This is a genomic window from Methylobacterium sp. FW306-05-D, assembly GCF_058782155.1.
The window spans coordinates 1-26,556 of the sequence record NZ_JBYSXL010000014.1 but is presented as its reverse complement, the minus strand read 5'-3'; the positions used below and the strand labels follow the sequence as shown (position 1 = coordinate 26,556).

Genomic DNA, 26,556 nt, shown 5'->3' with positions numbered 1-26,556 from the left:
GTTGGGCAGATGTCTCGGGGAGAAGCGATGTCGGCGCGAGGGGGGAACGGCCCGTGAACTTGTCCTATCTCTGGTACGAAGCCGCCCGCATGATGACGACGCCCGCGCGACTCGTCGCGGACGTCGCCAAGCACAGCCTCCAGAACCCGGCCAATCCGCTGGCCTACTCGCCCTATGCCCGCTCCATGGCCGCGGCCTGCGAGATGTTCGAGCGGGTGACCCGGCGCTACGGCAAGCCGAGCTTCGGCTTCACCAGCATCACGGTCGACGGAGAGAGCGTGCCGATCGCCGAGCGGGTCGTCTGGGAGCGTCCCTTCTGCCGGGTCGTCACCTTCGACCGGGGCTTCGTGCGCGGGCTCGCCGAGCCGCAACCGAAGCTGCTCATCGTCGCGCCGATGTCCGGCCACTACGCGACGCTCCTGCGCGGCACCGTCGAGGCCATGCTGCCCGACCATCAGGTCTTCATCACCGATTGGGCCGATGCCCGCCTGGTGCCGATCGGCGCCGGACGCTTCGACCTCGACACCTACATCGACTATCTCGTCGATCTCTTCCGCCACCTCGGTCCGGATCTGCACGTCATGGCGGTGTGTCAGCCGGCCGTGCCGGTCCTGGCCGCCATCGCCGTGATGGAGGCCCAGGGCTACGCGCCGGTGCCGCGCTCGATGACCCTCATGGGCGGCCCCATCGATACCCGGCGCTCGCCCACCGCCGTCAATTGCCTCGCGCAGGAGCGCGGCACCGCTTGGTTCGAGCGCAACTGCATCACAACGGTGCCCGCCGGCTATCCGGGGATCTGGCGCAGCGTCTATCCCGGCTTCTTCCAGCTCTCCGGGTTCATGGCCATGAACCTCGACCGACACGTCAATGCCCATGCGGAGATGTTCGATCACCTCGTGAAGGGCGACGGCGACTCGGCGGAGAAGCACCGCGAGTTCTACGACGAGTATCTGGCCGTGATGGACCTCACGGCCGAGTTCTATCTGCAGACGGTCAAGACGGTCTTCGTGGATCACGCCCTGCCGAAGGGGACGATGATCCATCGCGGCGCACGCGTCGATCTCGGCGCGATCCGCTCCTGCGCCATCCTCGCCATCGAGGGCGAGAACGACGACATCTCCGGCGTCGGTCAGACCCAGGCGGCCCTGGACCTCACGCCGAACCTGCCGTCGGAACGGAAGGCCTACCACCTGCAGAAGGGCGTGGGCCATTACGGCGTCTTCAACGGGTCCCGCTACCGCACCGTCATCGCGCCCCGGATCGCCGCGTTTATCCGCGATATGGAGGGCCCGGGTCGCGGCGGTGAAGCGATCGCCCAACGGCCGAATTTCGAGCCGTCCGCGTCCTCGGAGTGAGGATGGTGGCGCGCAGATCGATGGCGGAGCCGGACGACAGCGGTTAAGCTGGCGCCATGCGATTGGCGTTGCTGCGTGGGGCGGACCCGGATCACCTCGACATCGTGCACGAGGGCGAGACCCTGCGCATCCTGCTGCGCCGGCGGCCGACCGCGCGCCGGCTCACGCTGCGCGTCTCCAGCGCCACCGGTGAGGTCGTGATGACCCTCCCGACGCGGACCTCGATCGGCGTCGCGCGCACCTTCGCGATCAGCCACGGCGGATGGATCGCGGCGCGTCTCGCTCGAATGCCCGAACGGGTGCTGTTCGTGCCCGACGCCGTCCTGCCGATCCGGGGCGTACCCCACCGGGTCGTCCAGCGCGGTTCCAGGAGCGGGATCACCCGGCTCGAAGCGGCGCCGGACGAGCCGGTGCTGTCGGTTGCCTGCGAGGCGCCGCACATTGCCCGCCGCGTCACGGATTTCCTGCAGCGCGAGGCCCGGCGCGATCTCACGGAGGCGGTGGCCCGCTACGCCGAGAAGCTGGGTCAGGGGCCGTCCCGCATCACCCTGCGCGACACCCGGAGCCGCTGGGGCTCCTGCACGGTGCGGGGCGAACTGAACTTCTCGTGGCGGCTGATCCTCGCCCCGCCCCTGGTGCTCGACTATCTCGTCGCGCACGAGATGGGCCACCTGCGCGAGATGAACCACTCGTCGCGGTTCTGGACCCTGGTGGGTTCGCTCTGCCCGCACGTCGACGAGGCCGAGCGCTGGCTCAAGCGCAACGGCGCTACCCTCCACCGCTACGGCTGAGACCGCCTCAGCCGCGGACGCGCAGGGCCCGGATGCGTTCCACCCGCTCCGCCGGCCAGGTCGGACGGGGATCGACGTCGCCCGGGTTCAGGGTGCGGGGCGCGACGCTGTCGCAGACTTCGCGCTGGCGCAGGATGACCGGCTGGCCGAACTCGTCGCGGCGGCGGATGATGCCGCCGTCACGGCAGAAGCCGGCGATCTCGGCAGAGCTGCCGCCGCGGCGGCCGCCGGGGGTGCGCGCCACCGGCCGGTGTTCGATCACCAGGGGGCCGTCTCGGTTGAGGGAGCGCTCGATATAGGTCGTCTCGCCCACCGGCAGCGGCTCGGCGACGGCCGGCCCGGCGATGAGGAGGGCGGCGAGGAGGAGTGGGGCGCGCAGTCGCATGAATCGGTCCGTTGGCGGGCAAGCGTGGCGGTCAGCACTAGAGGCTGTACGCGCGGCGCGATAGTCGGTTCCCGAAGGCCGGCCTTCGCTTGACATTCGATGGCCCAGCATGGTCGGAACACCCGTGTTTTCCGTTAACGGTTCGCGGGGCGGCGGGCCAGGCGAAAGGGTCGACGCGTGGGGTTTCGAGGAATGGTGCAGCGTGCACGCGGCCTGGTCGCCCGGGGTGTCGCGGCGGCCCTGCTCGGTGCAGCGATGCTGCTCGTCGGCTTCGGGCCCCAGGGCGCGTCGGCGCAGGGCATGGTGCGCAACACGTTCGGCGACTGGCAGTTGCGGTGCGAGACGCCGGCCGGCGCCAAGGCCGAGCAATGCGCCCTGGTGCAGTACCTCGCCGCCGAGGATCGGCCGAACCTCACGCTGGTGGTGATCGTCCTGAAGACGGCCGACAATCGCGGTTACCTCCTCCGGGTGGTCGCGCCGCTCGGCGTCCTGCTGCCTTCGGGGCTCGGCTTGAAGATCGACAAGACCGATGTCGGCCGGGCCGGGTTCGTCCGGTGTCTCACCACGGGCTGCGTCGCCGAGGTCGTGATGGATGACGGATTGATCAAGCAGTTCAGCGGCGGAGCGCAGGCGACCTTCATCGTCTTCCAGACACCCGAGGAGGGCGTCGGCATTCCCCTGTCGATGAAGGGATTCGGGCAGGGATTCGACAGCCTGAAGTGAGGCGCGCCGCGGAATGCGGATGGGACGGATGATGCGAGGAGAGCAGGATCTCGGCATGAATCTGAACGGCTCGAATCCGGACATCATGACTCTGGGCACCGTGAAGGGTCGCAAACGGTTCGGTCTCCTCCTGTCGGCGACCCTCGCGGCGAGCGGCCTCGGGATCGGCGCCGCCGCCGCCGAGGAAGGCAACTTCTTCACGAACATGCTGAAATACGGCGGCACGACCGTCCCGCCGTCGCAGCCGGCCGACACCGATCCCCCCTATTGTCCGACGGTCGCGGTGCCCGAGGGCGGGGCGGCGCTGCAATCCTACGGCGGGCGGGCCGGCGACGGCAGCAGCCTGCGCCACCAGGTCACGATCGGCCGTCTGGCCCGGGAATGCGCCAAGCTCCAGGACGGCTCGGTGTCGGTGAAGGTCGGCGTCGAGGGGCAGGTCCTGCTCGGACCCGTCGGCAAGCCCGGCCGCTTCGATGCACCGGTCTCGATCGTCATCAAGGCGGGCGACAAGGTGCTCGCCAGCCGCATCCACCGGGTGGCGGTCACCGTGGCGCCGGGCTCGGCACAGGGTCTGTTCTCCTTCGTGGAGGACAATTTCGTCGTCCCGGCGGCGCAGGCCGGCAACTACGACATCGAGGTCCGCCTCGGGGCGGCGCCGCAGAAGACGGCACCGCGGAAGCGGAAGCCCGCGGTGGCGGCCACGTCGGAGGACCCCGCCACGGTGCCGGCGACGGACGCAGCCGAGTGAGCGCCGAGCCTGCGCGGGTGACGTCCTGACCGCATCCGGACGCCCTGTCGCCTTCACCCTCGACGCCACCGACGATCCCGTGTTCGACCGGCGGCTGCGGCTGGCCGAGACCGCGCGGGGTCGCTGGATCGTCCTGATCTATCGGGGACATTCGGCGCTGCGGCCGCTGCTGCGCGTGACCCGCGACGATGGTCGGCGCGAGGTCTTCGTCCTGCCGGGGGCGGGGCAGGGGTCGGCCGTCTGGTTCGGATACCTGCCGCCGGATGGGGCCGCGATCGACCTGGCCGTCGACGGGTGCGGCGGATTCGTGCTGGAGCGGGTCGGCCTGCGGTCGCAGGCCAGCGTGTTCGCCGCGTGTCTGCGCAAGCGTCCGATCCGGGCGATTTCGGCGGGATATCAATGGCTTAGGCGGAACGAACGGCGCACCCGCGACATCCTGCGGGGCAGCTGCGGGGTGACGCCGGTCGCGGAATTCGAGGACTGGCGATGTGCGCGGGCCCGGCCCGATGACGGACCGGTCCCGGCGGGGCCGACGGTACGACTGGTGATGCCGGCGCGGCCGGACGATCGCGAGCGGGTCGCCGCGACGATCCGCAGCCTGGAGGCGCAGCGCTTCGGGGCCTGGAACCTCGTCATCGGCTGGTCCGAGGCGGGCTGCGCGGCGACCACGGAAGATGCGCGCATCCGGCAGGTCCTCTGGCCGGCCTCCGGCCGCCTTGGTGATTTCCTGAGCGAGGACAAGGCCTTGGGGCTGATCGCGCCCGGCGACGGCCTCGATCCCGACGCCTTGGCGATCTTGGTCCGGACCCTGGCGGAGCCGGCCCGGCCGGGGATGGTCTACGCCGATTCCCAGGGCGAGGGTGCCGAGGCGACGCCCGCCCTGAAGCCGGACTGGAGCCCCGATCTGGCGCTGACGACGGCCTATCCCGGCACCCCGACCCTCTATGCCGGCGGCCTGCTGGAGCGCCTGCGAACCCTGCCCCTCGGGGCGCCGGACGACGTCGCGACCCGTCTCGCGCTCGAGGCGGTATACCAAGTGGGTCGCGACGAGGTCGCGCATGTGCCGCGCGTGCTGGCGAGGACCGCGCCTCCGCCGCCGGATGCGAACGAGCGCCACGCGGCGAGCCTGCGGACGCACCTCGTCGCGAATCGCATTCCCGCGCGGGTCGAGGTCAACCCGACCGGATTCGACCTGCTCTGGGCGCTGCCCGAGCCGCCGCCGCTCGCCAGCGTGATCATCCCGTCCCGGGATCGCCTGGAACTCATCCGGGTTGCGGCCGACGGCATCCTGAACGGAACGGACTACCCTGCGATCGAGCTCGTCATCGTCGACAACGGCTCGACCGACCCGGCGGTGCTCGCCCATTACGAGGTCCTGCGGCGCGACCCGCGGGTCCGCATCCTGTCCGCTCCGGGGCCGTTCAATTTTTCGGCGCTGGTCAATGCCGGCGTGGCCGCGTCCCGGGGCGGCGTCGTGGTCCTCCTGAACAACGACATCGCGGTGCTGCGCGAGGACTGGCTCACCGCCCTGGTGCGCCAGGCCTGCCGGCCGACGATCGGGGCGGTCGGGGCCAAGCTCCTCTACGCCGACGGGACCCTGCAGCATGCCGGCGTGGTGGTGGGGCTCGGCGGCCGGGCGGGGCACATCCTGCGCCGCCGCCCGGCCGACACGCCGGGGATGCTCGGGCGGATGCGGGTGGCCCACGAGGTCTCGGCCGTGACCGCCGCCTGCCTCGCCGTCGAGCGCGCCAAGTTCGACGCGGTCGGGGGGCTCGATGCGGACCGTTTCGCCGTCGATTTCAACGACGTCGATTTCTGCCTGCGCCTCGCCAGGGCCGGCTACCGCACGATCTGGACGCCGCGCGCCGTGATGGCCCACCTCGAATCGACCAGCCGGGGCCCGGCAATCGGCGCGGCGCGGCAGCGCTTCGAACAGGAGGCCGACCGCTTCGTGGAGCGCTGGCGCGACATCATCCGGCACGATCCCTACTACCATCCGGACCTGTCGCTGACGACCTTCGGGGAAGACCTTGAATAGGCCGGACGACCCGGCCCTCGCCTTCGCGGGCGTGGATCGGAGCCCGGCCTGGCTGCGCTGGGGGCAGGCCGCCGCCCGGCTCGCCCGGTCTCCGCGGGAGGGGTTCGCGATCCTGCGGGCGCGGCTGGCGGGCAAGCGCGTCCGCGCCGCGCAGGCCGGCGCCGCCCTGTTCGGCCTCGATCATGCGGGTCTGCGCTGCCGCCCGGCGGCGCAAGCCCGGCTCCTGCGGGCGAACGCGGCCGGGTTCGCGGGCCCGGGCGAGAGCGTCGCGATCCTGTCCGTCGCGGATCTGGCGGCGAACCAACCGGAGGGCGCCGAGATCCTGGTGCTCACGGCGCCGGGTCATGCCCTCGTGCCGGGCGCCGCCGGTCTTCTGGCCGAGGCTTTCGCCCGGCACCCGCAGCACCGGCTCGTCTACGGCGATGCGCTGCTGGGACCCGAGACCGGGACGGCGAGGCCGCTGCTGCGCCCGGCCTTCGACCCGGACTACGCCCGGGCGGTCGATTATCTCGGCCCGGTGCTGGCGGTCCGGGCCTCGGCGCTCTCTGCCCTGCGGCAGGCCGGCGGCCCGGTCACCGATGCCTTCGATCTCACCCTGCGGAGCGCGGAGCATTTCGGGCGCGCGGCGATCGGGCACCTGCCGCGCCTGCTCTCGCGCAGCGATGGGGCATCCGGCGCGGCACCGGACCCGGCGGCCCGGGCCGCCACCCTGCGCCGCGCCCTCGACCGCAGCGGCGCGGACGCCGTCGCGATCCGGATCGAGCCGGACGGCGTGCTGACCCTGGCTCACCCGCTGCCCGAGCGGCGCCCGCGCGTCAGCCTGATCGTGCCGACGCGGGACCGGGTCGATCTCCTGCGGACCTGCATCACCAGCCTCGTCGACCGCACGGATTGGCCGGAGCGCGAGATCCTGATCTGCGACAACGACAGTCGCGCGCCCGAGACCCTGGCGTATTTCCGGGCGCTGGAGGGCGCCGGCCTCGCCCGGATCGTGCCCTGTCCCGGCCCCTTCGACTTCGCCGGCATGAACAACCGGGCCGCCGCGCAGGCGCGGGGGGAGGTGCTGGCCTTCGTCAACAACGACGTCGCGGCCCTGCATCCGGACTGGCTCGAGCGGCTGGTGCGCGAGGCCCTGCGGCCGGATGTGGGCGCGGTGGGTGCCAAGCTCCTCGACGGGCGCGGCCGCATCCAGCATGGCGGCGTGCTGCTCGGGCCGGGCGGGCTCGTCACCCACGCCCACCGGTTCTTCCCCGGGGACGCGCCGGGCTACCTCGCCGGCCTGCGGGCGACTCGCGAAGTCGCGGCGGTCACGGCCGCCTGCCTCGTGGTGGAGGCCCGCAAGTTCGGGCAAGTCGGGGGCTTCGATGCGGCGGTCTTCGCGGTCGACTTCAACGACGTCGACCTGTGCCTGCGCCTGAACGCGGCCGGCTACCGCACCCTGTTCGTCCCGGGCGCGGTGCTGCGCCACGACGAGGCCGCGAGCCGGCGCTGGACCCCCGCCGCGCGGGCGCGCCACGGGCGCGAGGTCGCGGCCTTCCAAGAGCGATGGGGGCCGCTGCTGGCGCAGGACCCCCATTACCACCCGGGGTTCGACCCCGATCTCGGCACCTATGCGCGGCTGCGCCCGGACTGGCCGGAGGCGGGCGCGGTGGATCTGCGGTGAAGCGTGTGGGCTGCCGGATTCGGGGACCTACGCGCAGCACCCCGTCATCCTGGGGCCGCGCAGCGGAGCCCAGGATCCAGACACGCAAGGGGTGCCGGATCTGACGCCGTCAGCGGTTCTGGATTTCGGGCTCGCCTGCGGCGCCCCGGAATGACGGAGTGGTGCCGGGAGCCCACGGCCTCGCGTTAAGGAGTCGTTGTTTTCGCTGACGAATCGAGAGCGTATCGCGCGCAGCACCGCGTCATCCTGGGGCCGCGCATCGGAGCCCAGGATCCAGACACGCAAGGGGTGCCAGACATGACGCCGTCAGCGGCTCTGGATTCCGGGCTCGCCTACGGCGCCCCGGAATGACGGCGCGTTACAAAATACGAACGCCCCGCATTCGGGAGCCGCTGTAGTTAAAATCAGCCGGCGCGGGCCGGAGAGGCCCGCGGACCCGGACGGCCCCTTACTGGACGAGGCGCGGGCCGCCCGTCTGGACCTTCTCGTTCTCGGACATGATGCCGAGGCGCTTGGCGACCTCGGTATAGGCCTCGATCAGGCCGCCGAGATCCTTGCGGAAGCGGTCCTTGTCGAGCTTGTCCGACGACTTGATGTCCCAGAGGCGGCAGGAATCCGGGGAGATCTCGTCGGCGACGACGATGCGCATCATGTCGCCTTCCCAGAGGCGGCCGGTCTCGATCTTGAAGTCGACGAGGCGGATGCCGACGCCGAGGAAGAGCCCGGACAGGAAGTCGTTGACCCGGATGGCCAGCGCCATGATGTCGTCGATCTCCTGGGGGGTCGCCCAGCCGAAGGCCGTGATGTGCTCTTCCGACACCATCGGGTCGTTGAGCGCGTCGTTCTTGTAGTAGAACTCGATGATCGAGCGCGGCAGCTGCGTGCCTTCCTCGAGGCCGAGGCGGGTGGCGAGCGAGCCGGCTGCGACGTTGCGCACCACCACTTCGAGGGGGATGATCTCGACTTCGCGGATCAGCTGCTCGCGCATGTTGAGGCGGCGGATGAAGTGCGTGGGCACGCCGATGTCGTTGAGGTGCTGGAAGACGAACTCGGAGATCCGGTTGTTCAGCACGCCCTTGCCGTCGATGACATCATGCTTCTGCGCGTTGAAGGCGGTGGCATCATCCTTGAAGTGCTGGATGAGCGTTCCCGGCTCCGGACCCTCGTAGAGGACCTTCGCCTTGCCCTCGTAGATGCGACGGCGGCGGTTCATAGGCGTGTACCGTGGTTTGAGGAAGTCCATGGGCCGTGACTCCTTGCGAGCGAACGATGCGGAATCCGCGGCGTGGCGGCCTGTGGGTGGGGCCGGGCCGAGAGACACGTCGTACGTCGAAAGCCTCCGCGACCGTGGCGCAAACTACCCGAAGGCGGCTGGCAGCACAACGCGCCGGCCGGATGGGAGCCAGACCGACCGTGGGAGAGCCCGGGTGATAACGGGGAGCCGGCCCGGGACGCAAGGGCGCGGCGGCCGGGGTCGCGTCAGGGCGCCGGGGTCTTGGCCGGAAAACGGCACAGGTCCGCGATCGGGCAGCGGTGGCATTCGGGCTTGCGCGCCTTGCAGATGTAGCGGCCGAACAGGATCAGCCAGTGATGGGCGTTGAGCCGGTAGGGCGCCGGCACGATCGCCTCCAGACCGGCCTGGACCTTGTCGGTGGTGGGGGCGACCACGAGGGGAATCCGGTTGGAGACCCGGAAGATGTGGGTGTCGACCGCGATGGTCTCCTCGCCGAAGGCGACGTTGCGGACCACGCTCGCGGTCTTGGTGCCGACCCCGGGCAGCACCTCCAGGGCCTCGCGGGCGCGGGGCACCTCGCCGCCATGCTCCTCCACCAGGATGCGCGAGAGGGCGATCACGTTCTTCGCCTTGGTGTTGAACAGCCCGATGGTGCGGATGAACTCGCGCACCCGCGCCTCGCCGAGGGCTAGCATCGCCGCCGGCGTGTCCGCGACGGCGAAGAGCGGGGCCGTGGCTAGGTTGACGCTGCGGTCGGTGGCCTGGGCCGAGAGCACCACGGCCACCAGGAGCGTGAACGGGTTCTGGAATTCGAGCTCGGCGCGGGGCTCCGGGTTGGCGGCGCTGAGGCGGGCGAAGATCTCCGCCACCACCTCCGGGCCCACGGGTTCGGGCGTCGTGAGCGCGTCTGCGACGATCGGCGCGGCGAGGCGCGCGGAGATCGGCGATTTCCGGGGTCGGGTCGGCTGTCGGCTGGGCATCCCTGCGTTATATTCCCCGCATGGCGAGCGGCAATGACCACGTCCCTCCGATCGGCCGGCACCCGGACGGCCTCGATCCCGACAGCATGGACCGGCCTGTCTTCCAGGCCACCATCCGGCCGCACCAATCCCTGAGCCCCGACGGCTTCCGCAACGTGATGATCGGGTGCTGCGTCGTCTCCCTCGTCACCTCGGTCGCCTGCGTCCGGGCCGGGTTCTGGCCGGTGGCGGGCTTCTTCGGCCTCGACATGATCGCCCTCTACGTGGCGCTGAAGGCGAGCTTCCGGCGCGGACGCTCCTTCGAGGAGGTGGTGATCACCCCGATCGAGGTGATGCTCGCCCGGGTCACCCATCGCGGCGAGCGCCGGGAATGGCGCTTCAACCCCCTCTGGACCAAGCTCACCCGGGTCGAGGACGACGAGTACGGCATGCAGACCCTGACCCTCGAATCCCGCCGGGAATTCGTGGTGGTGGCCCGCGACGCCTCGCCCCCCGAGCGCGAGGCGATCGCCGACGGACTGACCCGCGCCCTGGCGCAGGTGAAGAAGGGCTATTGAGATGCCTGGGCGTTTCGGGCTCGGGGGCGCGGGAGTCACGACACGCCGCGGTGGCCAGCGCGGGTCCGACAGCGTTTCGGGCCGAGCGATCGCAGATGGCACCACCCCGTCAGTCCGGGGCGCCGCAGGCGAGCCCGGAATCCAGAGCCGCCGACGATGGAATGTCCCGGGCCACCCGCGTGTCTGGGTTCCGGGCTCCCCTGCGCGGACCCGGGATGACGGGGTGCTTCACGCGCGTTCCCCGCAAGGGGGAGGAGAGCCGCGTCGAGCCGAAATGCGTGAGAACGAGATCCCGAGCAAGATCCCGAGCAAGGTCCGCAGAAAGACGCGTCACGTCTCGGTTGCCTGCGCGATCCTCGCTGCCCTGGCCTCAACCGCACCCGCCGCGGCGGCACCGGCGGACACGCGCGTGAGGGTCCGCTTCGTCGCGCCCGAGCGCTACACCGATGCCGACGACCGCTTCGGCGCGGGCCCCGGCCTGCGCGGCACGCTGGCCGAGATCCGGCGGATCATCGAGGCCTCCGCCCGGCGCGTGATGGGTCCGGACGAGACCCTGTCCGTGGACGTCCTCGACATCGACCGGGCCGGCTTCGTGCGCCCGGACCTGAACATCCCCTCGGGCCTGCGGATCGTCAGCGACGCCACCCCGCCGGCGATCCGCCTGCGCTACGAGCTGCGGCGAGGGGGCCGCCGCCTCGCCGCGGGCGAGGAGCGCCTGACCGACATCAACTTCCTGTTCGGCGCCCGCGCCGCCGCCGCCAGCGGGAGCTTCGGCTACGAGGAGGCCCTGCTGCGCGACTGGGCTCGCCGGCGGCTCTCCGCCGGCGCGGCGCGGCCGGACTAGGGGCCCGGGGCCGTTACGGCCGGCTCGACCGGCACATGACCAAAGCGTCATGTTTCCGCCAGCCTCGTGCAAGGCGCGGCGCTCCACGCTTCCGGGCATCGATCCAGCGCGGAGGGGGACGCGGCATGAATGTGGCCGGACAAGGCGGTTTCCCGCGGGCGGGCGAGACCCTATCACTCCGTCCCATGCGTCTGCTCATCATCGAGGACGACCGCGAGGCGGTCGCCTATCTGGTCAAGGCCTTTCGCGAGGCCGGTCACGTCCCGGACCAGGCCACCGACGGCCTCGACGGCTACGCCCTGGCGCAGGAGGGCGATTACGACGTGCTCATCGTCGACCGCATGCTGCCGAAGCTCGACGGGCTGTCGCTGATCCGCTCCCTGCGCGAGCAGGGCGTGACAACGCCGGTGCTGATCCTCTCGGCGCTGGGCCAGGTGGACGACCGGGTGAAGGGCCTGCGGGCGGGCGGCGACGACTACCTGCCCAAGCCCTACGCCTTCTCCGAGCTGCTCGCCCGGGCCGAGGTGCTGGCCCGCCGCCGGGCCGGGCCGGGGGCGGCGGCCGAGGCCACGGCCTACCGGGTCGGCGACCTCGAACTCGACCGCCTGTCCCACCGCGTCACCCGGGCCGGCCACGAGATCGCGCTGCAGCCCCGGGAATTCCGCCTGCTCGAATACCTGATGCGCCATGCCGGCCAGGTGGTGACCCGGACGATGCTGCTGGAGCATGTCTGGGACTATCATTTCGACCCGCAGACCAACGTCATCGACGTCCATGTCTCGCGCCTGCGCGCCAAGGTGGACAAGGATTTCGAGCAGCCGATCATCCACACCGTGCGCGGCACCGGCTACGTGCTGCGGGTCGACGAGGCGCGCGGCCCCGGCACGGCCCCGTGACGGCTTCCGACGACGCCCCGGCCGGACGCCTCGGCAACCTGTTCCGCACCACGGCCTTCAAGCTGTCCTTCGCCTACCTGGTGGTGTTCGCGACCTTCGCGCTGCTGGGACTCGGCTACGTCGCCTGGAACGCCAGCCGGGCGCTGGACGACCAGATGGTCTCCACCATCGAGGCCGAGATCAACGGCCTGTCCGAGCAGTACAAGGCCGGCGGCCTGCGCCGGCTGATCTCGGTGGTGGAGCGGCGCGCCGGCGAGCCGGGGGCCTCGCTCTACCTCGTCACCAACCCGGCGGGCGAGCGCATCGTCGGCAACATCGACGCCCTGCCCACCGGGCTCATCGTCGATCCCGGCCAGACCGAGGCCAACTACGCCCGCATCGGCGGAACCCCGAACGTCGAGCACCGGGCGATCATGCAGATCTTCGTGCTGCCCGGGGGCTTCCGGCTCCTCGTCGGCCGCGACGTGGCCGAGCGCGACCGCCTACGCGCGGTGATCGGCCGGACCTTCGGTTCGTCGGTGGGGCTGGTGGTGCTCCTCGGCGTCGTCGGCGCCTGGTTCATCGCCAGCCGGGTCCTGAAGCGCGTCGACGCCATGACCGAGACCACCCGGCGGATCATGGCGGGCGACCTCGACGGGCGCCTCGCCGTGGCGGGCACCGGGGACGAGCTCGACCGGCTGGCGCGCAACCTCAACGCCATGCTGGAGCGGATCGGGGAATTGATGCGCGGCCTGCGCGACGTCTCCGACAACATCGCCCACGACCTCAAGACGCCGCTGACGCGCCTGCGCAACCGCGCCGAGGAGGCCCTGCGCACCGCCGAGACGCCCGACGCCCTGCGGGCCGCGATGGAGGGGGTGATCGAGGAGAGCGACGGCCTGATCCGGATCTTCAACGCGCTCCTGATGATCGCCCGGCTGGAGGGCGCCAATGCCCGCGCGGAGTTCCAGCCCTTCGACGTCGCCGGGGTGGTGGAGGCGGTGGCTGAGCTCTACGAGCCCCTGGCCTCCGAGCAGGGCCTCGGCCTCCGGGTCGAGACCTCGGGCGCGCCCCTGACCCTGCGCGGCAGCCGCGAGCTCATCGGGCAGGCCCTGGCGAACCTCGTCGACAACGCGGTGAAGTACGGCGGCCCCAGCGGCGAGATCCGCCTCAGCGCCGCGCGGGTGGGCGACACCCTGCGCCTCGGCGTCGCCGATTCCGGGCCCGGCATCCCCAGCGAGGCCCGCGGCCGGGTGCTCGACCGCTTCGTCCGGCTGGAGGAGGCGCGCTCGCGCCCGGGCTTCGGGCTCGGCCTCAGCCTCGTCAACGCGGTGGTGCGCCTGCACCAGGGCACCCTGGCGCTGGAAGACCATGCCCCCGGGCTCTCCGTCGTGATAACCCTGCCGGCGGGAGATCCGACGGGAGGGTAGGGCATGAACCAGGCCGCCGACGCGCCGAGCCGCAGCCTGCGCGCGCGCCTGTCCGCCGCCCCCGTCCTGTCCGACCCCGATGCCGCCGCGTCGCGCCTCGCCGAGATCGAGCCCGCGCTGCCGCCGGGCTTCCTCGACGCGCCCCTGCGGGCGCTGCTCCTCGGCCTCGCCGACCATTCCCCCTTCCTGTGGCAGCTGGTCGCCCGCGCGCCCGCGCGCCTCGTCGAACTCGCCGAGGCCGAGCCGGAGGCGGCCCTGGCGGCCCTGATCGCCCGGCAGCGCGCGGCGGGGCGCGGGCCGGACCTCGAGGCCGTCGCGAAACTGCTCCGGCAGAACCGGGCCGAGCACGCGCTCCTGGTGGCCCTGGCCGATCTCGGCGGGCTCTGGCCCCTCGCCACCGTGACCGAGGCGCTGTCCGACTTCGCCGACGCCTCGGTGCGGGCGGCGGCCGACGCCATGCTGCTCCAGGCGGCCGCCGCCGGGCGCTTCCTGCCCCGCGATCCGGCCGAGCCGCAGGCCGGCTCCGGGCTGATCGTGCTGGCGCTCGGCAAGCACGGGGCGGGCGAGCTGAACTATTCGAGCGACATCGACCTCGTGGTCTTCTTCGACCCCGAGACCGCGCCGCTGAAGTCGGACCTGCCGGCGACGCCGTTCTTCACCAAGCTCGCGCAGGGCATGGCGAAGCTGCTGCAGGAGCGCACCGCCGACGGCTACGTCCACCGGGTCGATTACCGCCTGCGCCCGGACCCGGGCTCGACCCCGGCGGCGCTCTCGCTCAACGCCGCCTACGTCTATTACGAGAACCTCGGCCAGAACTGGGAGCGGGCAGCCTACATCAAGGCGCGGGCGATCGCGGGCGACCTCCCGGCCGGGGACGCGTTCCTGGCGAACCTGCGCCCCTTCGTCTGGCGCAAGTATTTCGACTTCGCCTCCATCGCCGACGTGCACGCCATGAAGCGCCAGATCCACGCGGTGCGCGGCCACGACACGATCGCGGTGGCGGGCCACGACATCAAGCTGGGGCGCGGCGGCATCCGCGAGATCGAGTTCTTCGTCCAGACCCAGCAGCTCGTCTTCGGCGGGCGCCGGCCGGAGCTGCGCGGGCGCGGCACCGTGGCGATGCTCGACGGCCTGACCCGTGACGGCTGGATCGACGCCGCCGCCCGCGACGACCTCACGGCGGCCTATGGTTTCCTGCGCACGATCGAGCACCGCCTGCAGATGCTGCGCGACGAGCAGACCCAGCGCCTGCCGGGCGAGGCCGACGAGCTCGAACGCTTCGCGCGCTTTTCCGGCTTCGCCACCCGCGACGCCTTCGAGGCGGCCCTGTTCCACCATGCCCGACGGGTACAGGGCCATTACGCCCTACTGTTCGAGGCCGAGCCCGACCTCTCCTCGGAGGTCGGCGACCTCGTGTTCAGCGGCACCGGCGACGACCCCGCGACGCTGGCGACCCTGGAGACGCTCGGCTTCCGCGAGCCCGAGCGCGCGGTGGAGACCGTGCGCGGCTGGCATTTCGGCCGCCGGCCGGCGGTGCGCACGCCGCGCGCCCGCGAGGTGCTGACCGAGCTGGTGCCGGTGCTGATGCAGGCGCTCGGCGGCACCGCCCATCCGGACGCCGCCCTCGACACCCTGGACCGGGCCTTCGCCCGGATGCCGGCGGCCCTCGAACTCCTGACCATCCTGCGCTCGAACGAGCGCCTGAGGCTGCTCTTCGCCGATCTCCTGGGCACGGCGCCCCGCCTCGCCGAGACCGTCGCCTTCAGCCCGCACGTCCTCGACGCGGTGATCGACCGGGACTTCGCCGACGCCTCCACCGACGCCGAGGCCCTGGCGCAGCAGGTCCGGGCCCGGCTCGGACAGGCGAGCGACCACGAGGACTTCCTCGACCGGATGCGCGACGCCGCCCGCCAGCTGCGCTTCCTGACGGGGGCCCGGCTCCTCTCCGGCATCCTCTCGCCCGAGGAGGCTGGCCGCGCCTTCGCGGGCATCGCCGACGCGGTGATCGCCGTCACCGTGGAGCGGGTCTCGGCGAGCTTCTTCTCCGAGCACGGGGCGGTCCCGAGGGGGCGCCTCGCGGTGCTCGGCCTCGGCCGCCTCGGCGCGCGCCAGCTCACGGCGGATTCCGACCTCGACCTCGTGCTGGTCTACGACTTCGACCCGGAGGACCGCACCAGCGCCGGCCCGAAACCCCTCGACGCGGCGGTGGCCTACAACCGCCTCGCCCAGCGCATCGTCGCCGCCCTCACGGTGCCGACCCGGCGCGGCCACCTCTACGAGGTCGACCTGCGCCTGCGCCCCGGCGGCGGCCAGGGCCCGGTGGCGGTGCAGTGGCGCAGCTTCCGCAGCTACCACGCGGACGACGCGGAGCTCTGGGAGCACATGGCCCTGACCCGCGCCCGGGTGATCGCCGGCGATGCCGGCCTCGGGGCCGAACTCGACGCCGAGATTCGCGCCATCGTCGCCCGCCCCCGGGACCCGGCCGAGGTCCGGCGCGCGGTGCGGGAGATGCGCCACCTCGTGGAGCGGGAGAAGGGCCATCGCGGCCCCCTCGACCTCAAGCTCGCCCCCGGCGGCCTCCTCGACCTCGACTTCCTGGCCCAGGCACTGGTGCTCGGCGAGGCCCATCGCCGGCCCGAAAGGGTCGGGCTCGGCGCCTGCGCGGTCTTCGCGAAGGCCGCCGCCGACGGCGACCTCGCCCGGCCCGCGGCGGAGCGCCTGATCGAGGCCTATCGCCAGTTCGACGACGTGCTGCACTGGCAGCGCCTGATGGTGGAGGGCGACCCGGCCGAGGCCTCGCCCGTCGCGCTCTCCCGCCTCGCGGTGGCCATGGGTTCACCGGATTCGAACCGGCTGGTCGCCGGGCTCGACGAAGCACGCACGGAGATCCGCGCACTGTTCGAGCGCCTGATGGCGGGGTGAGGACGCGGGGGCGGGCCGATGCCCTTCGTCCCGGCAGGGCGATCACCGACGGCAGCGCACCGTCATTCCGGGGCGCCGCAGGCGAGCCCGGAATCCAGACGCGCAGGTGGTGCCGATTCGACGCCGGCGGCGGCTCTGGATTCCGGGCTCCGCTGCGCGGCCCCGGAATGACGGGGTGCTGGGTGTGGGACGTTCGCCCCGAAAACCTCAGACCGTCTCCGCCGTCGCCTCGGGCGTGCGCGGGGTGGCGCCGGCGGCGTCGCGGAGGGAGGCGACGGTTTCCTGGGCGGCGTCGGGGACGAGGTTGCGGCGGTTCTCCGGGGTGGGAACCGGCAGGCGCACCATCACGATGGTGCCGAGGCCCTCCTGGGAGCGGATGCGCAGGGCGCCGCCGTGGAGTTCGGCCATGGAGCGGGCGATGGCGAGGCCGAGGCCGGAGCCCTTGTGGCTGCGGGTGAGGTTGGTCTCGACCTGCTGGAACGGGGCGCCGAGGCGGCGCAGGGCCGATTTCGGGATGCCGATGCCGGTGTCCTCGACGTAGATGTGGACGTTGGCCCCGGCCGGGCGCGCCTTGATGATGATGCGGCCGTCGCCGGCGGGGGTGAACTTCACCGCGTTCTGGACGAGGTTGGTGAGGATCTGGTGCAGGGCGCGCTCGTCGGCCAGCACCGTCAGGGCCTCGACCACGTCCACGCTGATCGTCAGGGATTTGGCCCGGGCCGCCTCGCCCACGAGCTTCAGGGTGCCCTCGATCGCCCCGGCCACAGCGATCTCGCGCGGGGCGAGCTTCACCGTCTGCGCCTCGATGCGCGACATGTTGAGGATGTCGTCGATGACCGAGAGCAGGTAGTCGCCGCTAGAGCGAATGTCGCGGCAATAGTCGGTGTAGCGGGGCGAGCCGAGGGTGCCGTAGACCTCGCTCTCCATCAGTTCCGCGAAGCCCATGATCGCGTTGAGCGGCGTGCGCAGCTCGTGGCTCATGTTGGCGAGGAACTCGGACTTGGCCTGGTTGGCGCCCTCGGCCTGCGCCTTCTGGTCGAGGTAGCGCTCGGCGAGGTCGGCGAGCTGCTGGGTCTGGAGCTCCAGGGTCCGGCGGGAGCGCTTGAGGTCGCGCACGGTCTCGATCAGCTCGCGCTCGGACTGGACGAGCTGCTCCTGGTGCCGCTTCAGGTTGGTGATGTCCGTGCCCACCGAGACGTAGCCGCCGTCCTTGGTGCGGCGTTCGCTGATCTGGAGCCAGCGGCCGTCGGTGAGCTCGGCCTCGAAGGTCCGGGCGGTGGCACCGCTCGGCTCCAGGTCGCGCAGCTCGCGCCGGACCGGCGGCAGCACGCCCCGGCCCATGATCTCGGCATAGCGCCGGCCCGGGATCGCGTCCTCGGGGCTCAGCGCGTGCAGGTGGCGGAACTTCGAGTTGCACAGCACGAGGCGGTTGCCGGTGTCCCAGAGGACGAAGGCCTCGGAGATGGCCTCGACCGCGTCGCGCAGGCGCATGTCGGCGGTGGCGTTGAGTTCGGCGAGGGTGCGCTGCTCGGTGACGTCGAGGGCGATGCCGACGAGGTGGCGCCCGCCGTCGATGGTGTCGGGCACGATCTCGGCCCGCATCCGCATCCAGACCCAGTTGCCGGTGGCGCCGCGCACCCGGAACTCGTGGTCGACGGTGGACTGGCTGGCCGCGAGGTGCCGGGCGAGGCTGTAGAGGTCGCCGTCGTCGGGATGCACCAGGGCGTTGACGTCGCCGAAGGACAGGAACTCGCGCTCTCGGTGGTAGCCGAGCAGCGCGTACATGGAATCGGACCAGTAGATCCGCCCGCGCGGGATGTCCCAGTCCCAGAGGCCGCAGCGGCCGCGCCCGAGGGCGGTGTCGAGGCGCTGCTTGATCTCCTCGCAGACCCGGTCGACGGCGTAGGCCCGGCGGGTCTGCAGGGCGTAGGCGATGCCGGTGCCGATGATGACCAGGGCGGCGGCGCCGAGGAGGATGGCCTGGTTGCGCATCCGCGTGGTCCAGGCGGCGGTGATGTCGGCGAGCGGCTGGAGCACCGCCACCTGGCCGCGCCCGCCGGGCAGGTTGCGCAGGGCCGCGATCACCACCGAGCCGTCCGCCAGGGTCACGGTCATCACGCCCGCGCTCTCGCCGAGGGTGGAGAGCGCCTGCATCTCCCCGAGATGCTGGGTCAGGGTGCGGGGCGGGCCGGGCAGGGGCGGGTTGGCCGCCACGATGACGTCGTTGGGCGAGATCAGCAGGATCCGGCGCCCGGCATGGAGCAGGCCCGGCGGCAGCAGCGAGCCGAGGTTGCGGTGGGCGGCCTCGCCCTTGGCCTCGCCGTCGATGTCGACCCCGGCGAAGGCGGCCGCGGCCAGGCGGGTCACGGCCTCCACGTCGGTGGTGGCCGCGCGGATCACCTCCTCGCGCTGGGCCTGCAGCAGCATGGCCGCCACCGCCCCGAGGCAGATCAGGAACGTGGCGAAGAGTGCCGGCAGAGCGAAGCGCAGCCAGGTCTCGGCGCGCACGAAGCGGACATGCGCGGCGTGCTGAGGCCGGTGGATGCCCAGAATCGTATCCGCACGCGCGGAGAGGGAAGCGGAATCCGCCTCCAGCATGGCCTAACTCCGCCGTTGGGATTTGTGCACCGGAAGGGCGGGCCGCTCCGCCTTTCGAATCGTATACGATTCAACATCTCCGGTGGGGTCTTGTCCACGCGTTTTTTCCGGCCACGCTTGACTCCGAACGCGAATCCAAGGTGCCGAATCGGGCGTGCCGGCCGGGCAAAACCCGATTCCCTTCAGGCACTTGCTAGCCGGCGAGGGTCCGGTCGAGGATGTCCCCGACGTCCCGTGACAGACCGGCAACAGCGCGAATTTTCAGCAATGCCGATCGGGCCTGCGCGCGCCGCTCCGGCTCCATAATCCGCCACGATCCGAAGGCCGTCAGTAGGCGCGCGGCCACCTGGGGGTTGGTCCTGTCGAGGGCCAGAACCGCGTCCGCCACAAGGGCATAGCCGGTTCCGTCCGGGCGGTTGAACTGGGTCGGATTGCCCATGCTGAAGCTGCCGATCAGGGCCCGCACCCGGTTCGGATTGGTCATCGAGAAGGCCGGGTGATCCTGCAGCCCGCGGATGCGCTCCGCCGTCCCGGCCTCCGGAACCGCGGCCTGGATCGCCAGCCACTTGTCGAGGACGAGCGGCTCGGCCCGGTAGGCCTCGGCGAATCGCGCGAGCGCCGATTCGCGCTCCGGGCCGGGATTCTGGGCCAGGACCGAGAGGGCGGCGAGCCGGTCGGTCATGGTCGTCGCCGTCTCCATCTGGTGCGCGGCGAGCAGGGTCGCGGCCGCCGGATCGGCCGCCGCCACGAGGTCGAGGGCCGCGTTGCGGAAGGCGCGCGGGCGGGCGGCCGCGGCATCGGGGCTGAACGGCGTGCCGTCCGCGTCCGCCAGCGCGTCGCGCAGGCCGAGGAGCTGCGGCTTCAGCTGCGTGCCGAGCTGCCGGCGCAGGGCGTGGCGGGCCCGGTGGATCGCATCCGGGTCGATCTCCGTGGCGATCTCGTTGGCGACGTCGGCCTCGCTCGGCAGGGCGAGGACCAGGGCGGCGAAGGCGGGGTCGGCCAGGGCCTCGGCCTCCAGGAAGCCGGCGAGCGCCGCGCCGAAGCCCGCGGCCCCGGTCTCCGCCAGGGCACCGGAGCGGGTGCCCTGGATCAGCAGGCGCATGGCGACGCTCTGGGCGGCCTGCCAGCGGTTGAACGGGTCGGTGTCGTGGCGCAGCAGCGTCAGCGCGTCGGCATCGGTCATCTCGATCTCGACCCGGACGGGGGCGGAGAAGCCGCGGAACAGCGAGGGCACCGGTCGCACGGGCACATCGGTGACCGTGAGGCTGTCGCTGGCCTGGTCGAGCACGAAGACGCCGTCCGCAATCCGGTCGCTCGCCGCATCGAGGGGGCCATCCGGACCGATCAGGCCGAGGCGGACGGGGATCACCAGGGGCGGGGCGTCGGGCGCGCCGGGCAGGCTCTGGCGGAAGGCGAGGCGGTAGGTCCGTGCCTCCGGATCGTAGCGGCCCTGCACCGCCACCCGGGGCGTGCCGGGGCGCTCGTACCAGCGGGCGAAGGTGTCGAGGTCGCGGCCCGAACTGGCGGCGAAGGCGGTCAGGAAGTCCTCCACCGTGGCGGCCCTGCCGTCGTTGTCGGCGAAGTAGCGGTCCATCCCGGCCCGGAAGGCTTCGGCGCCCAGGAGGGTGCGCAGCATCCGCACGATCTCGGCGCCCTTCTCGTAGACGGTGGCCGTGTAGAAGTTGTTGATCTCGGTGTAGTGCCGCGGCCGCACCGGGTGGGCGAGCGGCCCGGCATCCTCGGGGAACTGCCGCGCCCGCAGGGTGCGGACCTCGCCGATGCGGTGCACCGCGCGCGAGCGCATGTCGGAGGAGAATTCCTGGTCGCGGAAGACCGTGAGGCCTTCCTTGAGGCAGAGCTGGAACCAATCCCGGCAGGTGATGCGGTTGCCGGTCCAGTTGTGGAAGTACTCGTGCGCGATGATCGCCTCGATGGCGGCGTAGTCCGCGTCGGTGGCGGTCTCGGGCGAGGCCAGCACGTAGCGGTCGTTGAAGATGTTGAGGCCCTTGTTCTCCATCGCGCCCATGTTGAAGTCCGAGACCGCGACGACGTTGAAGACCTCGAGGTCGTAGGCGCGGCCGAAGGCGGTCTCGTCCCAGGCCATCGCGCGGGCCACCGCGTCGAGGGCGTAGTCCGCCCGCGCGGCCTTGCCGGGCTCGACATAGACGGCGAGCTCGACCGTGCGGCCCTCGCTGGTGGTGAAGGGGCGCCGGACGGAGTCGAGGCGCCCACCCACCAGGGCGAAGAGGTAGGCCGGCTTCGGATGGGGATCGTGCCAGACCGCATAGTGGCGCCCGGGGCCGGCCTCGCCGGATTCGACGGGATTGCCGTTGCCGAGCAGCACCGGCGCCTCGGCCCGGTCGGCCTCGATCCGCGTGGTGTAGACCGCCATGACGTCGGGCCGGTCGAGGAAGTAGGTGATCCGCCGGAAGCCGTCGGCCTCGCACTGGGTGCAGTAGACCCCGTTGGAGCGGTACAGCCCCATCAGCTTGGTGTTGGCGCTCGGGTCGATCCGGGTCTCGATCTCCAGGGTGAAGGGGCCCGCCGGCGGCCGGTGCAGGGTCAGGCCGGACGGGGACAGGGCGTAGGCCTCGGGCGCGAGGTCGATGCCGTCGAGGCTCAGGCGCTCCAGCACCAGGTCCTCGCCGTCGAGGACCAGCGGCGCGCCCGGGCGCCCGGCCGGATCGGGCGACAGGGTCAGCCGCGCCCGGACCCGGGTCGCGGTGGGATGGAGCGCGACGTCGAGATCCACCGTGCCGATCCGGTAGTCGCTGGGGCGGTAATCCTCCAGGCGGATCGTGATCGGGGTTTCGGTGCGCATGCGGGCTCCTCGCGGTCAGAACGCCACTGTGCGGGGTGTGCGGCGGCGGCGCAACGCGGGCGGCCCCCGGCTCGTTGACGCGTGCATGCGCCGGACCAGATAGGCGCAGGTCCTTCGGCGCCGGTCCCGCGGCGCCGCCCCTTCGGAGAGCCCACCCATGCGATTCCTGCACACCATGGTCCGCGTCGCGGACCTCGACCGCGCCCTCGACTTCTACGTCAACACCTTCGGGCTGCAGGAGGTGCGCCGCGTCGACAACGAGAAGGGTCGCTTCACCCTCGTGTTCCTGGCCGCGCCCGACGATGCCGGCACCGCCCGCGAGACCCAGGCCCCGGTGATCGAGCTGACCCACAACTGGGACCCGGAGACCTATTCGGGCGGTCGCAACTTCGGCCACCTCGCCTACGAGGTCGACGACATCTACGCGTTCTGCGCGAAGCTCCAGGCGGCCGGCATCACGATCAACCGCCCGCCGCGCGACGGCAACATGGCCTTCGTGAAGTCCCCCGACGGCATCTCGATCGAACTGCTGCAGAAGGGCCCGGCCAAGCCCCCGCAGGAGCCCTGGTCCACCATGGAGAACACCGGGAGCTGGTAGGCCGTCCCCGGCGAGCCGCCCCACGCCGGGCGGCTCGCCGCGACCTCCGGTGTCGATCTCCCGCGCCGGCCTCAGCCGCCGGTCTCGGGCGCCGGGGTGATCCCGAGCTGGCTCAGCTTGGCCGCCACGACCTCGATCGGCCGGCGCAGCTTGAGGCTCATGACCGAGACCGGAATGCCCTCGCGGGCCATCTCGGTGAGGTGCTGGACGGATTCGAGCGTCCAGGCCGTGTCGTTCGTCGCCATCGCGTCCTCCTGATCCGGATGCCGTCGGCCGGCGGTCGCCGTCGCGCCATCTCCGGGACGGCCCTGGAGGACCTGGAGCAGGCCGCGACCGCCGCAAGCCGGGAGGCCAAAATCTCGGCAAAATCTCGGCAAAATCCCGGCATGCCGCCCGGGCGGGCAGCCCGCCGGCCGCAAGGGCCCTTGACCCCCGGCCCGGGCCCGGCGCACATCCGCGCCGGATCAGTCGGCCGGGCGGCCGCTCCGGGCGTCACGCCCGGGGAGGAAAGTCCGGGCTCCATGGAGAGACGGTGCCGGATAACGTCCGGCGGGGGCGACCCCAGGGACAGTGCCACAGAGAGCAGACCGCCACGGACCGGCCTCGGCCGATCCGCGGTAAGGGTGAAAGGGTGCGGTAAGAGCGCACCGCGGACGCGGCAACGCGGACGGCACGGCAAACCCCACCGGGAGCAAAACCGAATAGGGGCGACACGGCAGGCCTCGCGGTCCGCCAGGCCCTCTCTCCAGGCCCGTCGCCCGGGTTGGTTGCTCGAGGCGGTCGGCAACGATCGTCCCAGAGGAATGGCCGCCACGTCAGGGGGCCGCGAGGCTCCCGGGCCCTACAGAACCCGGCTTACAGGCCGGCTGATCCCCCGCTTTCCCGCCCCGCGATCCGGGTCCGGCGCCGCGTATCCGGGCCGCCGGTGAAGACCCCGGGGCGCCCCGGCCCGGGATTGCAACTTCCGGATGGTTGCGAATACCTGCGCCCGCCGCGTCGACAACTTGCGCGCGAGTGAATGAGATGCGAAGTCCATCTCAGCGAAGCGTTCGAGGAGATGGAATCACTTAGACTTGCTGATCTGATGCTATGAGTGCATTCCGATCTGTAAAACCAGTTTGGCGAACGAATATTTAAGCCAGGTCCGGTATCCAGTCTTCGTTCAAGGCCGTCGTATTTCCTGGACGGTTCTTTCGGGTCTAGTCGGGGTTGGTTGATGTCGATCCTTCGCAAGGTCGTTGCTTGGGCCGTCGGGGCAGTGTTTCTCGCCGGTGGCGCCGCGATATCGGGTGAACTCGACGACCTCAAGACCCTCTACAGGCGACCGACCGCGATCCCGTTCCCGGAGACGGCGCCCTATTCGCCGCAGATGGCGACGCTCGGCAAGATGCTGTTCTTCGATCCGCGCCTGAGCGGCAAGCAGCACCTCAGCTGCGCGAGCTGCCACAATCCCTCCTTCGGCTTCGAGGTCCCCGTGGCCGGTGCCATCGGCGCCACCAACAAGCCGCTCGGGCGCCACGCTCCGACCGTGCTCAACGCCGCCTGGATCCCCACTCTGTCCTGGGATGGCCGCACGCCGGACCTCGAGACCCAGGCGATCGTGCCGATCACCGCCGAGGCGGTGATGGACGGCAAGTTCCCGGAGATCGTCGCCCGCCTGAAGCGCACCCCGGAATACCAGGCCTGGTTCGCCCGGCTGTTCCCGGGGCAGGGGGTGACGCAGGACACGATCCTCACCGCCATCGCAACCTACGAGCGGACGGTGGTGTCGGACTGGGCGCCGTTCGACCGCTGGATCGAGGGCGACGCCAACGCGATCTCGCCCGCGGCGCAGCGGGGCTTCGCGCTGTTCAACGGAGGGGCCGGCTGCGCGCGCTGCCACACCGGATGGAACTTCACCGACAACCAGTTCCACGATCTCGGCACCGAGACCCGGGACATCGGCCGCGCCGTCGTCGAACCGCAGAACCCGCTGGCCCGCCACGCCTTCAAGACGCCGGGCCTGCGCAACCTGACCTACCGCGCGCCCTTCGGCCATTATGGCCAGTTCGCCAGGCTCGAATCTGTCCTCGACTTCTACGAATCCGGCGGGATCGATCGCCCGTCGAAGTCGCCCCTGATGGTCCCCGTCCGGCTGGCAGCGGAGGAGCGCGCGGACCTCATCGCCTTCCTGCACGCGCTCACCGCCGAGCAGTCCCGCACCGCCCTGCCCAACCTGCCGAACTGACCGGCCGGCCTGGTTTCACCGCGCCGACCGTACCGATACGAACCCGACGACGAGAGCCTTCGCGATGTCGATCCGCTACACGATCCTGCTTCCGCTCCTCGGGCTCATGCTCCTGGCGGGCCTCCTGTCCGGCGTGACCGGCTGGGTCGGCCTCGGGGCGGTCGGCGACCTGTCCGGGCTCGTCGAGCGCACCTCGGAGGCGAACGCGGCGAGCCGCGTCGCCCGCGACCGCTTCAAGCGGGCCGAGGACCTCATCGCCCGGGTGAGCGCCATGACCGACCTGATCGACATGGCCCCGGTCACCCGGGAATTCACGGCGGCGAGCGATGAGCTGATGGCCCTGCTCGGACGGCTGGAGGCCCTGGCCCAGTCGGAGGGCATGACCGCCCTGACCCGCGCCGCCCAGGGCGAGGCCCGGCAATGGCGCGCCGACGCCGAAGTGCTCCTCGGCATCCGACCGGCGCGCGAGGTTCCGACCCTGGAGCGGATGACCCGGCAGAGCCGCCGCCTCAGCCAGCGTTTCGACGAGGCCGTGACCCTGGCGGCCCAGGATGCCCGCATCCAGCTCGAGAAGACCCGTGCCGCCACGGTCTGGCAGATCCAGGCGGTGCTCGGCCTCGTGGTCGGCGTCGTGCTCGTCGGGTCCGGCATCGCCTGGTGGCTGGCCGGCACCCTGGCCCGGCCGCTGGTGCGCCTGACCGCCGAGACCACCCGCCTCGCCAACGGCGACACCACCGTCGCCCTGGCTGCGACGCGCCGCCGCGACGAGATCGGCGACATCGCCCGCGCGGTGATGACCATCCGCGACATGTCTCTGGAGGAGGCCGCCGAGCAGCTCCGCACCACGGAGGCCGGACGCCTGCGCGAGGAGCAGGCGCGCCGCACCATGCTGCGCGACCTGGCCGACCGGTTCGAGCAGTCGGTGGGCGGCATCGTCGCCCACGTGGCCGAAGCGGTGAACGGGCTGCAAGCCTCGTCGGACACCATGCGGGACGCCGTCTCCGGGACTGCGACCCGCTCCACCAGCGCGGCCCAGGCGGCGCGGCAGACCTCCGGCAACGTCACCGCGGTGGCCGCCGCGGCCGAGCAACTCGGCTCGACGGTGGGCGAGATCGGCCGTCAGGTCGTCCAGGCCACCGGCCTCTCCGCGGCGGCGGTGGAGGCCGCCGCGCGCACCGGCGAGACCATGGCGGCCCTGTCCGCCGCCGCGTCCCGGGTTGGCGACGTGGTCGGGCTCGTCTCGACCATCGCGGGGCAGACCAACCTGCTGGCGCTCAACGCGACCATCGAGGCGGCGCGGGCGGGCGAGGCGGGCCGGGGCTTCGCCGTGGTGGCCACCGAGGTCAAGGAACTCGCCTCCCAGACCGCGCGGGCGACGGAGGAGATCCGCCAGCAGATCGCCGCGATCCAGGCGGCCACCGGCGGCGCCGCGCTGGCGATCGAGGGCATCACCGAACAGATCAACGCGATGAGCGGCGTGACGACGAGCATTGCCGGTGCCGTGGAGGAGCAGGGGGCCACCACGCAGGAGATCGTGCGGAGCATGGTGGAGGCCTCGGCCGGAACCGACAGGGTCACCACGGACATCTCGGAGGTCGCCCGTTCGGCCGATGCCGCGGGGCAGATCGCCCAGGCGGTCACCACCGCGGCCGGTGCCCTGGCGGGCCAGTCGCGCACCCTGCAGAGCGAGATCGCGCACTTCCTCGGCAACGTCCGGGCCGCCTGAGCCGGCCTGGATCGGGCCGGAGGCGCGACGCCGGCGTCGCG

At 71.8% G+C, this 26,556-nt stretch carries 20 protein-coding genes and 1 other RNA gene; 15 read left to right on the top strand and 6 right to left on the bottom strand.

Features of this window, described 5'->3' with window-relative positions:
- The first annotated feature begins 53 nt into the window (after positions 1 to 53).
- Together AC3WLN_RS07545 and AC3WLN_RS07540 are read left to right on the top strand one after the other, a co-directional pair.
- Complete coding sequence (locus AC3WLN_RS07545) at positions 54 to 1,355, top strand: polyhydroxyalkanoate depolymerase (protein ID WP_492480422.1); 1,302 nt, start codon at positions 54 to 56, stop codon at positions 1,353 to 1,355.
- A 56-nt stretch (positions 1,356 to 1,411) separates the two neighbouring features.
- Positions 1,412 to 2,146 carry a M48 family metallopeptidase gene (locus AC3WLN_RS07540; RefSeq protein ID WP_492480421.1) on the top strand — a complete coding sequence of 245 codons (735 nt, stop codon included), beginning with the start codon at positions 1,412 to 1,414 and terminating at the stop codon, positions 2,144 to 2,146.
- A gap of 7 nt (positions 2,147 to 2,153) precedes the next feature.
- On the opposite strand, the gene AC3WLN_RS07535 is transcribed toward AC3WLN_RS07540, so the two are convergent.
- Positions 2,154 to 2,531 carry a hypothetical protein gene (locus AC3WLN_RS07535; RefSeq protein ID WP_492480420.1) on the bottom strand — a complete coding sequence of 126 codons (378 nt, stop codon included), beginning with the start codon at positions 2,529 to 2,531 and terminating at the stop codon, positions 2,154 to 2,156.
- 192 nt (positions 2,532 to 2,723) lie between these two features.
- On the opposite strand from AC3WLN_RS07535, the gene AC3WLN_RS07530 reads away from it, so the two are divergent.
- The 4 genes from AC3WLN_RS07530 to AC3WLN_RS07515 all read left to right on the top strand — a co-directional run bounded on the left by AC3WLN_RS07530 (position 2,724) and on the right by AC3WLN_RS07515 (position 7,703).
- On the top strand, positions 2,724 to 3,254 hold the full coding sequence (locus AC3WLN_RS07530) for an invasion associated locus B family protein (RefSeq protein ID WP_492480419.1): 531 nt from the start codon (positions 2,724 to 2,726) through the stop codon (positions 3,252 to 3,254).
- Between the two features lie 55 nt (positions 3,255 to 3,309).
- Entirely contained in the window at positions 3,310 to 4,002 is a 693-nt protein-coding gene (locus tag AC3WLN_RS07525; RefSeq protein ID WP_492480418.1) for a hypothetical protein, read from the top strand.
- 79 nt (positions 4,003 to 4,081) lie between these two features.
- Positions 4,082 to 6,040, top strand: coding sequence for a glycosyltransferase family 2 protein (locus tag AC3WLN_RS07520; protein WP_492480417.1), 1,959 nt, complete (start codon positions 4,082 to 4,084; stop codon positions 6,038 to 6,040).
- On the top strand, positions 6,033 to 7,703 hold the full coding sequence (locus tag AC3WLN_RS07515; RefSeq protein ID WP_492480416.1) for a glycosyltransferase: 1,671 nt from the start codon (positions 6,033 to 6,035) through the stop codon (positions 7,701 to 7,703). Before AC3WLN_RS07520 ends, AC3WLN_RS07515 begins: the two co-directional genes overlap by 8 nt.
- 448 nt (positions 7,704 to 8,151) lie before the next feature.
- Here the strand turns inward: AC3WLN_RS07515 and purC are convergent, their stop codons facing one another.
- Entirely contained in the window at positions 8,152 to 8,946 is a 795-nt protein-coding gene (gene purC, locus AC3WLN_RS07510; RefSeq protein WP_055955211.1) for a phosphoribosylaminoimidazolesuccinocarboxamide synthase, read from the bottom strand.
- Between the two features lie 236 nt (positions 8,947 to 9,182).
- Positions 9,183 to 9,917, bottom strand: a complete 735-nt coding sequence (nth, locus tag AC3WLN_RS07505) for an endonuclease III (RefSeq protein ID WP_492480415.1) — start codon at positions 9,915 to 9,917, stop codon at positions 9,183 to 9,185.
- A 20-nt stretch (positions 9,918 to 9,937) separates the two neighbouring features.
- Here nth and AC3WLN_RS07500 point away from each other — a divergent pair, with 20 nt between their 5' ends.
- The 5 genes from AC3WLN_RS07500 (at position 9,938) to AC3WLN_RS07480 (ending at position 16,545) form a co-directional block, all read left to right on the top strand.
- Positions 9,938 to 10,474, top strand: coding sequence for a DUF2244 domain-containing protein (locus tag AC3WLN_RS07500; RefSeq protein WP_492480414.1), 537 nt, complete (start codon positions 9,938 to 9,940; stop codon positions 10,472 to 10,474).
- Positions 10,475 to 10,883: 409 nt separating this feature from the next.
- Positions 10,884 to 11,318, top strand: a complete 435-nt coding sequence (locus AC3WLN_RS07495; RefSeq protein WP_492480413.1) for a DUF3016 domain-containing protein — start codon at positions 10,884 to 10,886, stop codon at positions 11,316 to 11,318.
- Positions 11,319 to 11,503: 185 nt separating this feature from the next.
- Entirely contained in the window at positions 11,504 to 12,214 is a 711-nt protein-coding gene (locus tag AC3WLN_RS07490) for a winged helix-turn-helix domain-containing protein (RefSeq protein ID WP_492480412.1), read from the top strand.
- Complete coding sequence (locus AC3WLN_RS07485; RefSeq protein WP_492480411.1) at positions 12,211 to 13,623, top strand: sensor histidine kinase; 1,413 nt, start codon at positions 12,211 to 12,213, stop codon at positions 13,621 to 13,623. The genes AC3WLN_RS07490 and AC3WLN_RS07485 overlap by 4 nt, the downstream gene beginning before the upstream one ends.
- A gap of 3 nt (positions 13,624 to 13,626) precedes the next feature.
- Complete coding sequence (locus AC3WLN_RS07480; protein ID WP_492480410.1) at positions 13,627 to 16,545, top strand: bifunctional [glutamine synthetase] adenylyltransferase/[glutamine synthetase]-adenylyl-L-tyrosine phosphorylase; 2,919 nt, start codon at positions 13,627 to 13,629, stop codon at positions 16,543 to 16,545.
- Between the two features lie 207 nt (positions 16,546 to 16,752).
- Here AC3WLN_RS07480 and AC3WLN_RS07475 read toward each other — a convergent pair whose 3' ends face one another.
- On the bottom strand, positions 16,753 to 19,143 hold the full coding sequence (locus tag AC3WLN_RS07475; protein WP_492480409.1) for a PAS domain-containing sensor histidine kinase: 2,391 nt from the start codon (positions 19,141 to 19,143) through the stop codon (positions 16,753 to 16,755).
- Between the two features lie 193 nt (positions 19,144 to 19,336).
- Positions 19,337 to 21,964 carry an aminopeptidase N gene (gene pepN / locus AC3WLN_RS07470; protein WP_492480408.1) on the bottom strand — a complete coding sequence of 876 codons (2,628 nt, stop codon included), beginning with the start codon at positions 21,962 to 21,964 and terminating at the stop codon, positions 19,337 to 19,339.
- A gap of 157 nt (positions 21,965 to 22,121) precedes the next feature.
- Here pepN and gloA point away from each other — a divergent pair, with 157 nt between their 5' ends.
- Positions 22,122 to 22,562 (top strand): lactoylglutathione lyase, encoded by a 441-nt coding sequence (gloA, locus tag AC3WLN_RS07465; protein WP_492480407.1) that lies wholly within the window; start codon positions 22,122 to 22,124, stop codon positions 22,560 to 22,562.
- Positions 22,563 to 22,633: 71 nt separating this feature from the next.
- On the opposite strand, the gene AC3WLN_RS07460 is transcribed toward gloA, so the two are convergent.
- The gene (locus AC3WLN_RS07460; protein ID WP_492480406.1) at positions 22,634 to 22,807 is read right to left on the bottom strand and encodes a hypothetical protein; all 174 of its coding nucleotides are present in this window, start codon (positions 22,805 to 22,807) and stop codon (positions 22,634 to 22,636) included.
- Positions 22,808 to 23,026: 219 nt separating this feature from the next.
- Between AC3WLN_RS07460 and rnpB the strand changes: the two genes are divergently transcribed.
- The 3 genes from rnpB (at position 23,027) to AC3WLN_RS07445 (ending at position 26,515) form a co-directional block, all read left to right on the top strand.
- An RNA gene (gene rnpB, locus AC3WLN_RS07455) (RNase P RNA component class A) lies at positions 23,027 to 23,436 on the top strand.
- A gap of 342 nt (positions 23,437 to 23,778) precedes the next feature.
- Positions 23,779 to 24,789, top strand: coding sequence for a cytochrome-c peroxidase (locus AC3WLN_RS07450; RefSeq protein ID WP_492480405.1), 1,011 nt, complete (start codon positions 23,779 to 23,781; stop codon positions 24,787 to 24,789).
- A gap of 64 nt (positions 24,790 to 24,853) precedes the next feature.
- Positions 24,854 to 26,515, top strand: a complete 1,662-nt coding sequence (locus tag AC3WLN_RS07445) for a methyl-accepting chemotaxis protein (RefSeq protein WP_492480404.1) — start codon at positions 24,854 to 24,856, stop codon at positions 26,513 to 26,515.
- The last annotated feature ends 41 nt before the right edge of the window (positions 26,516 to 26,556 follow it).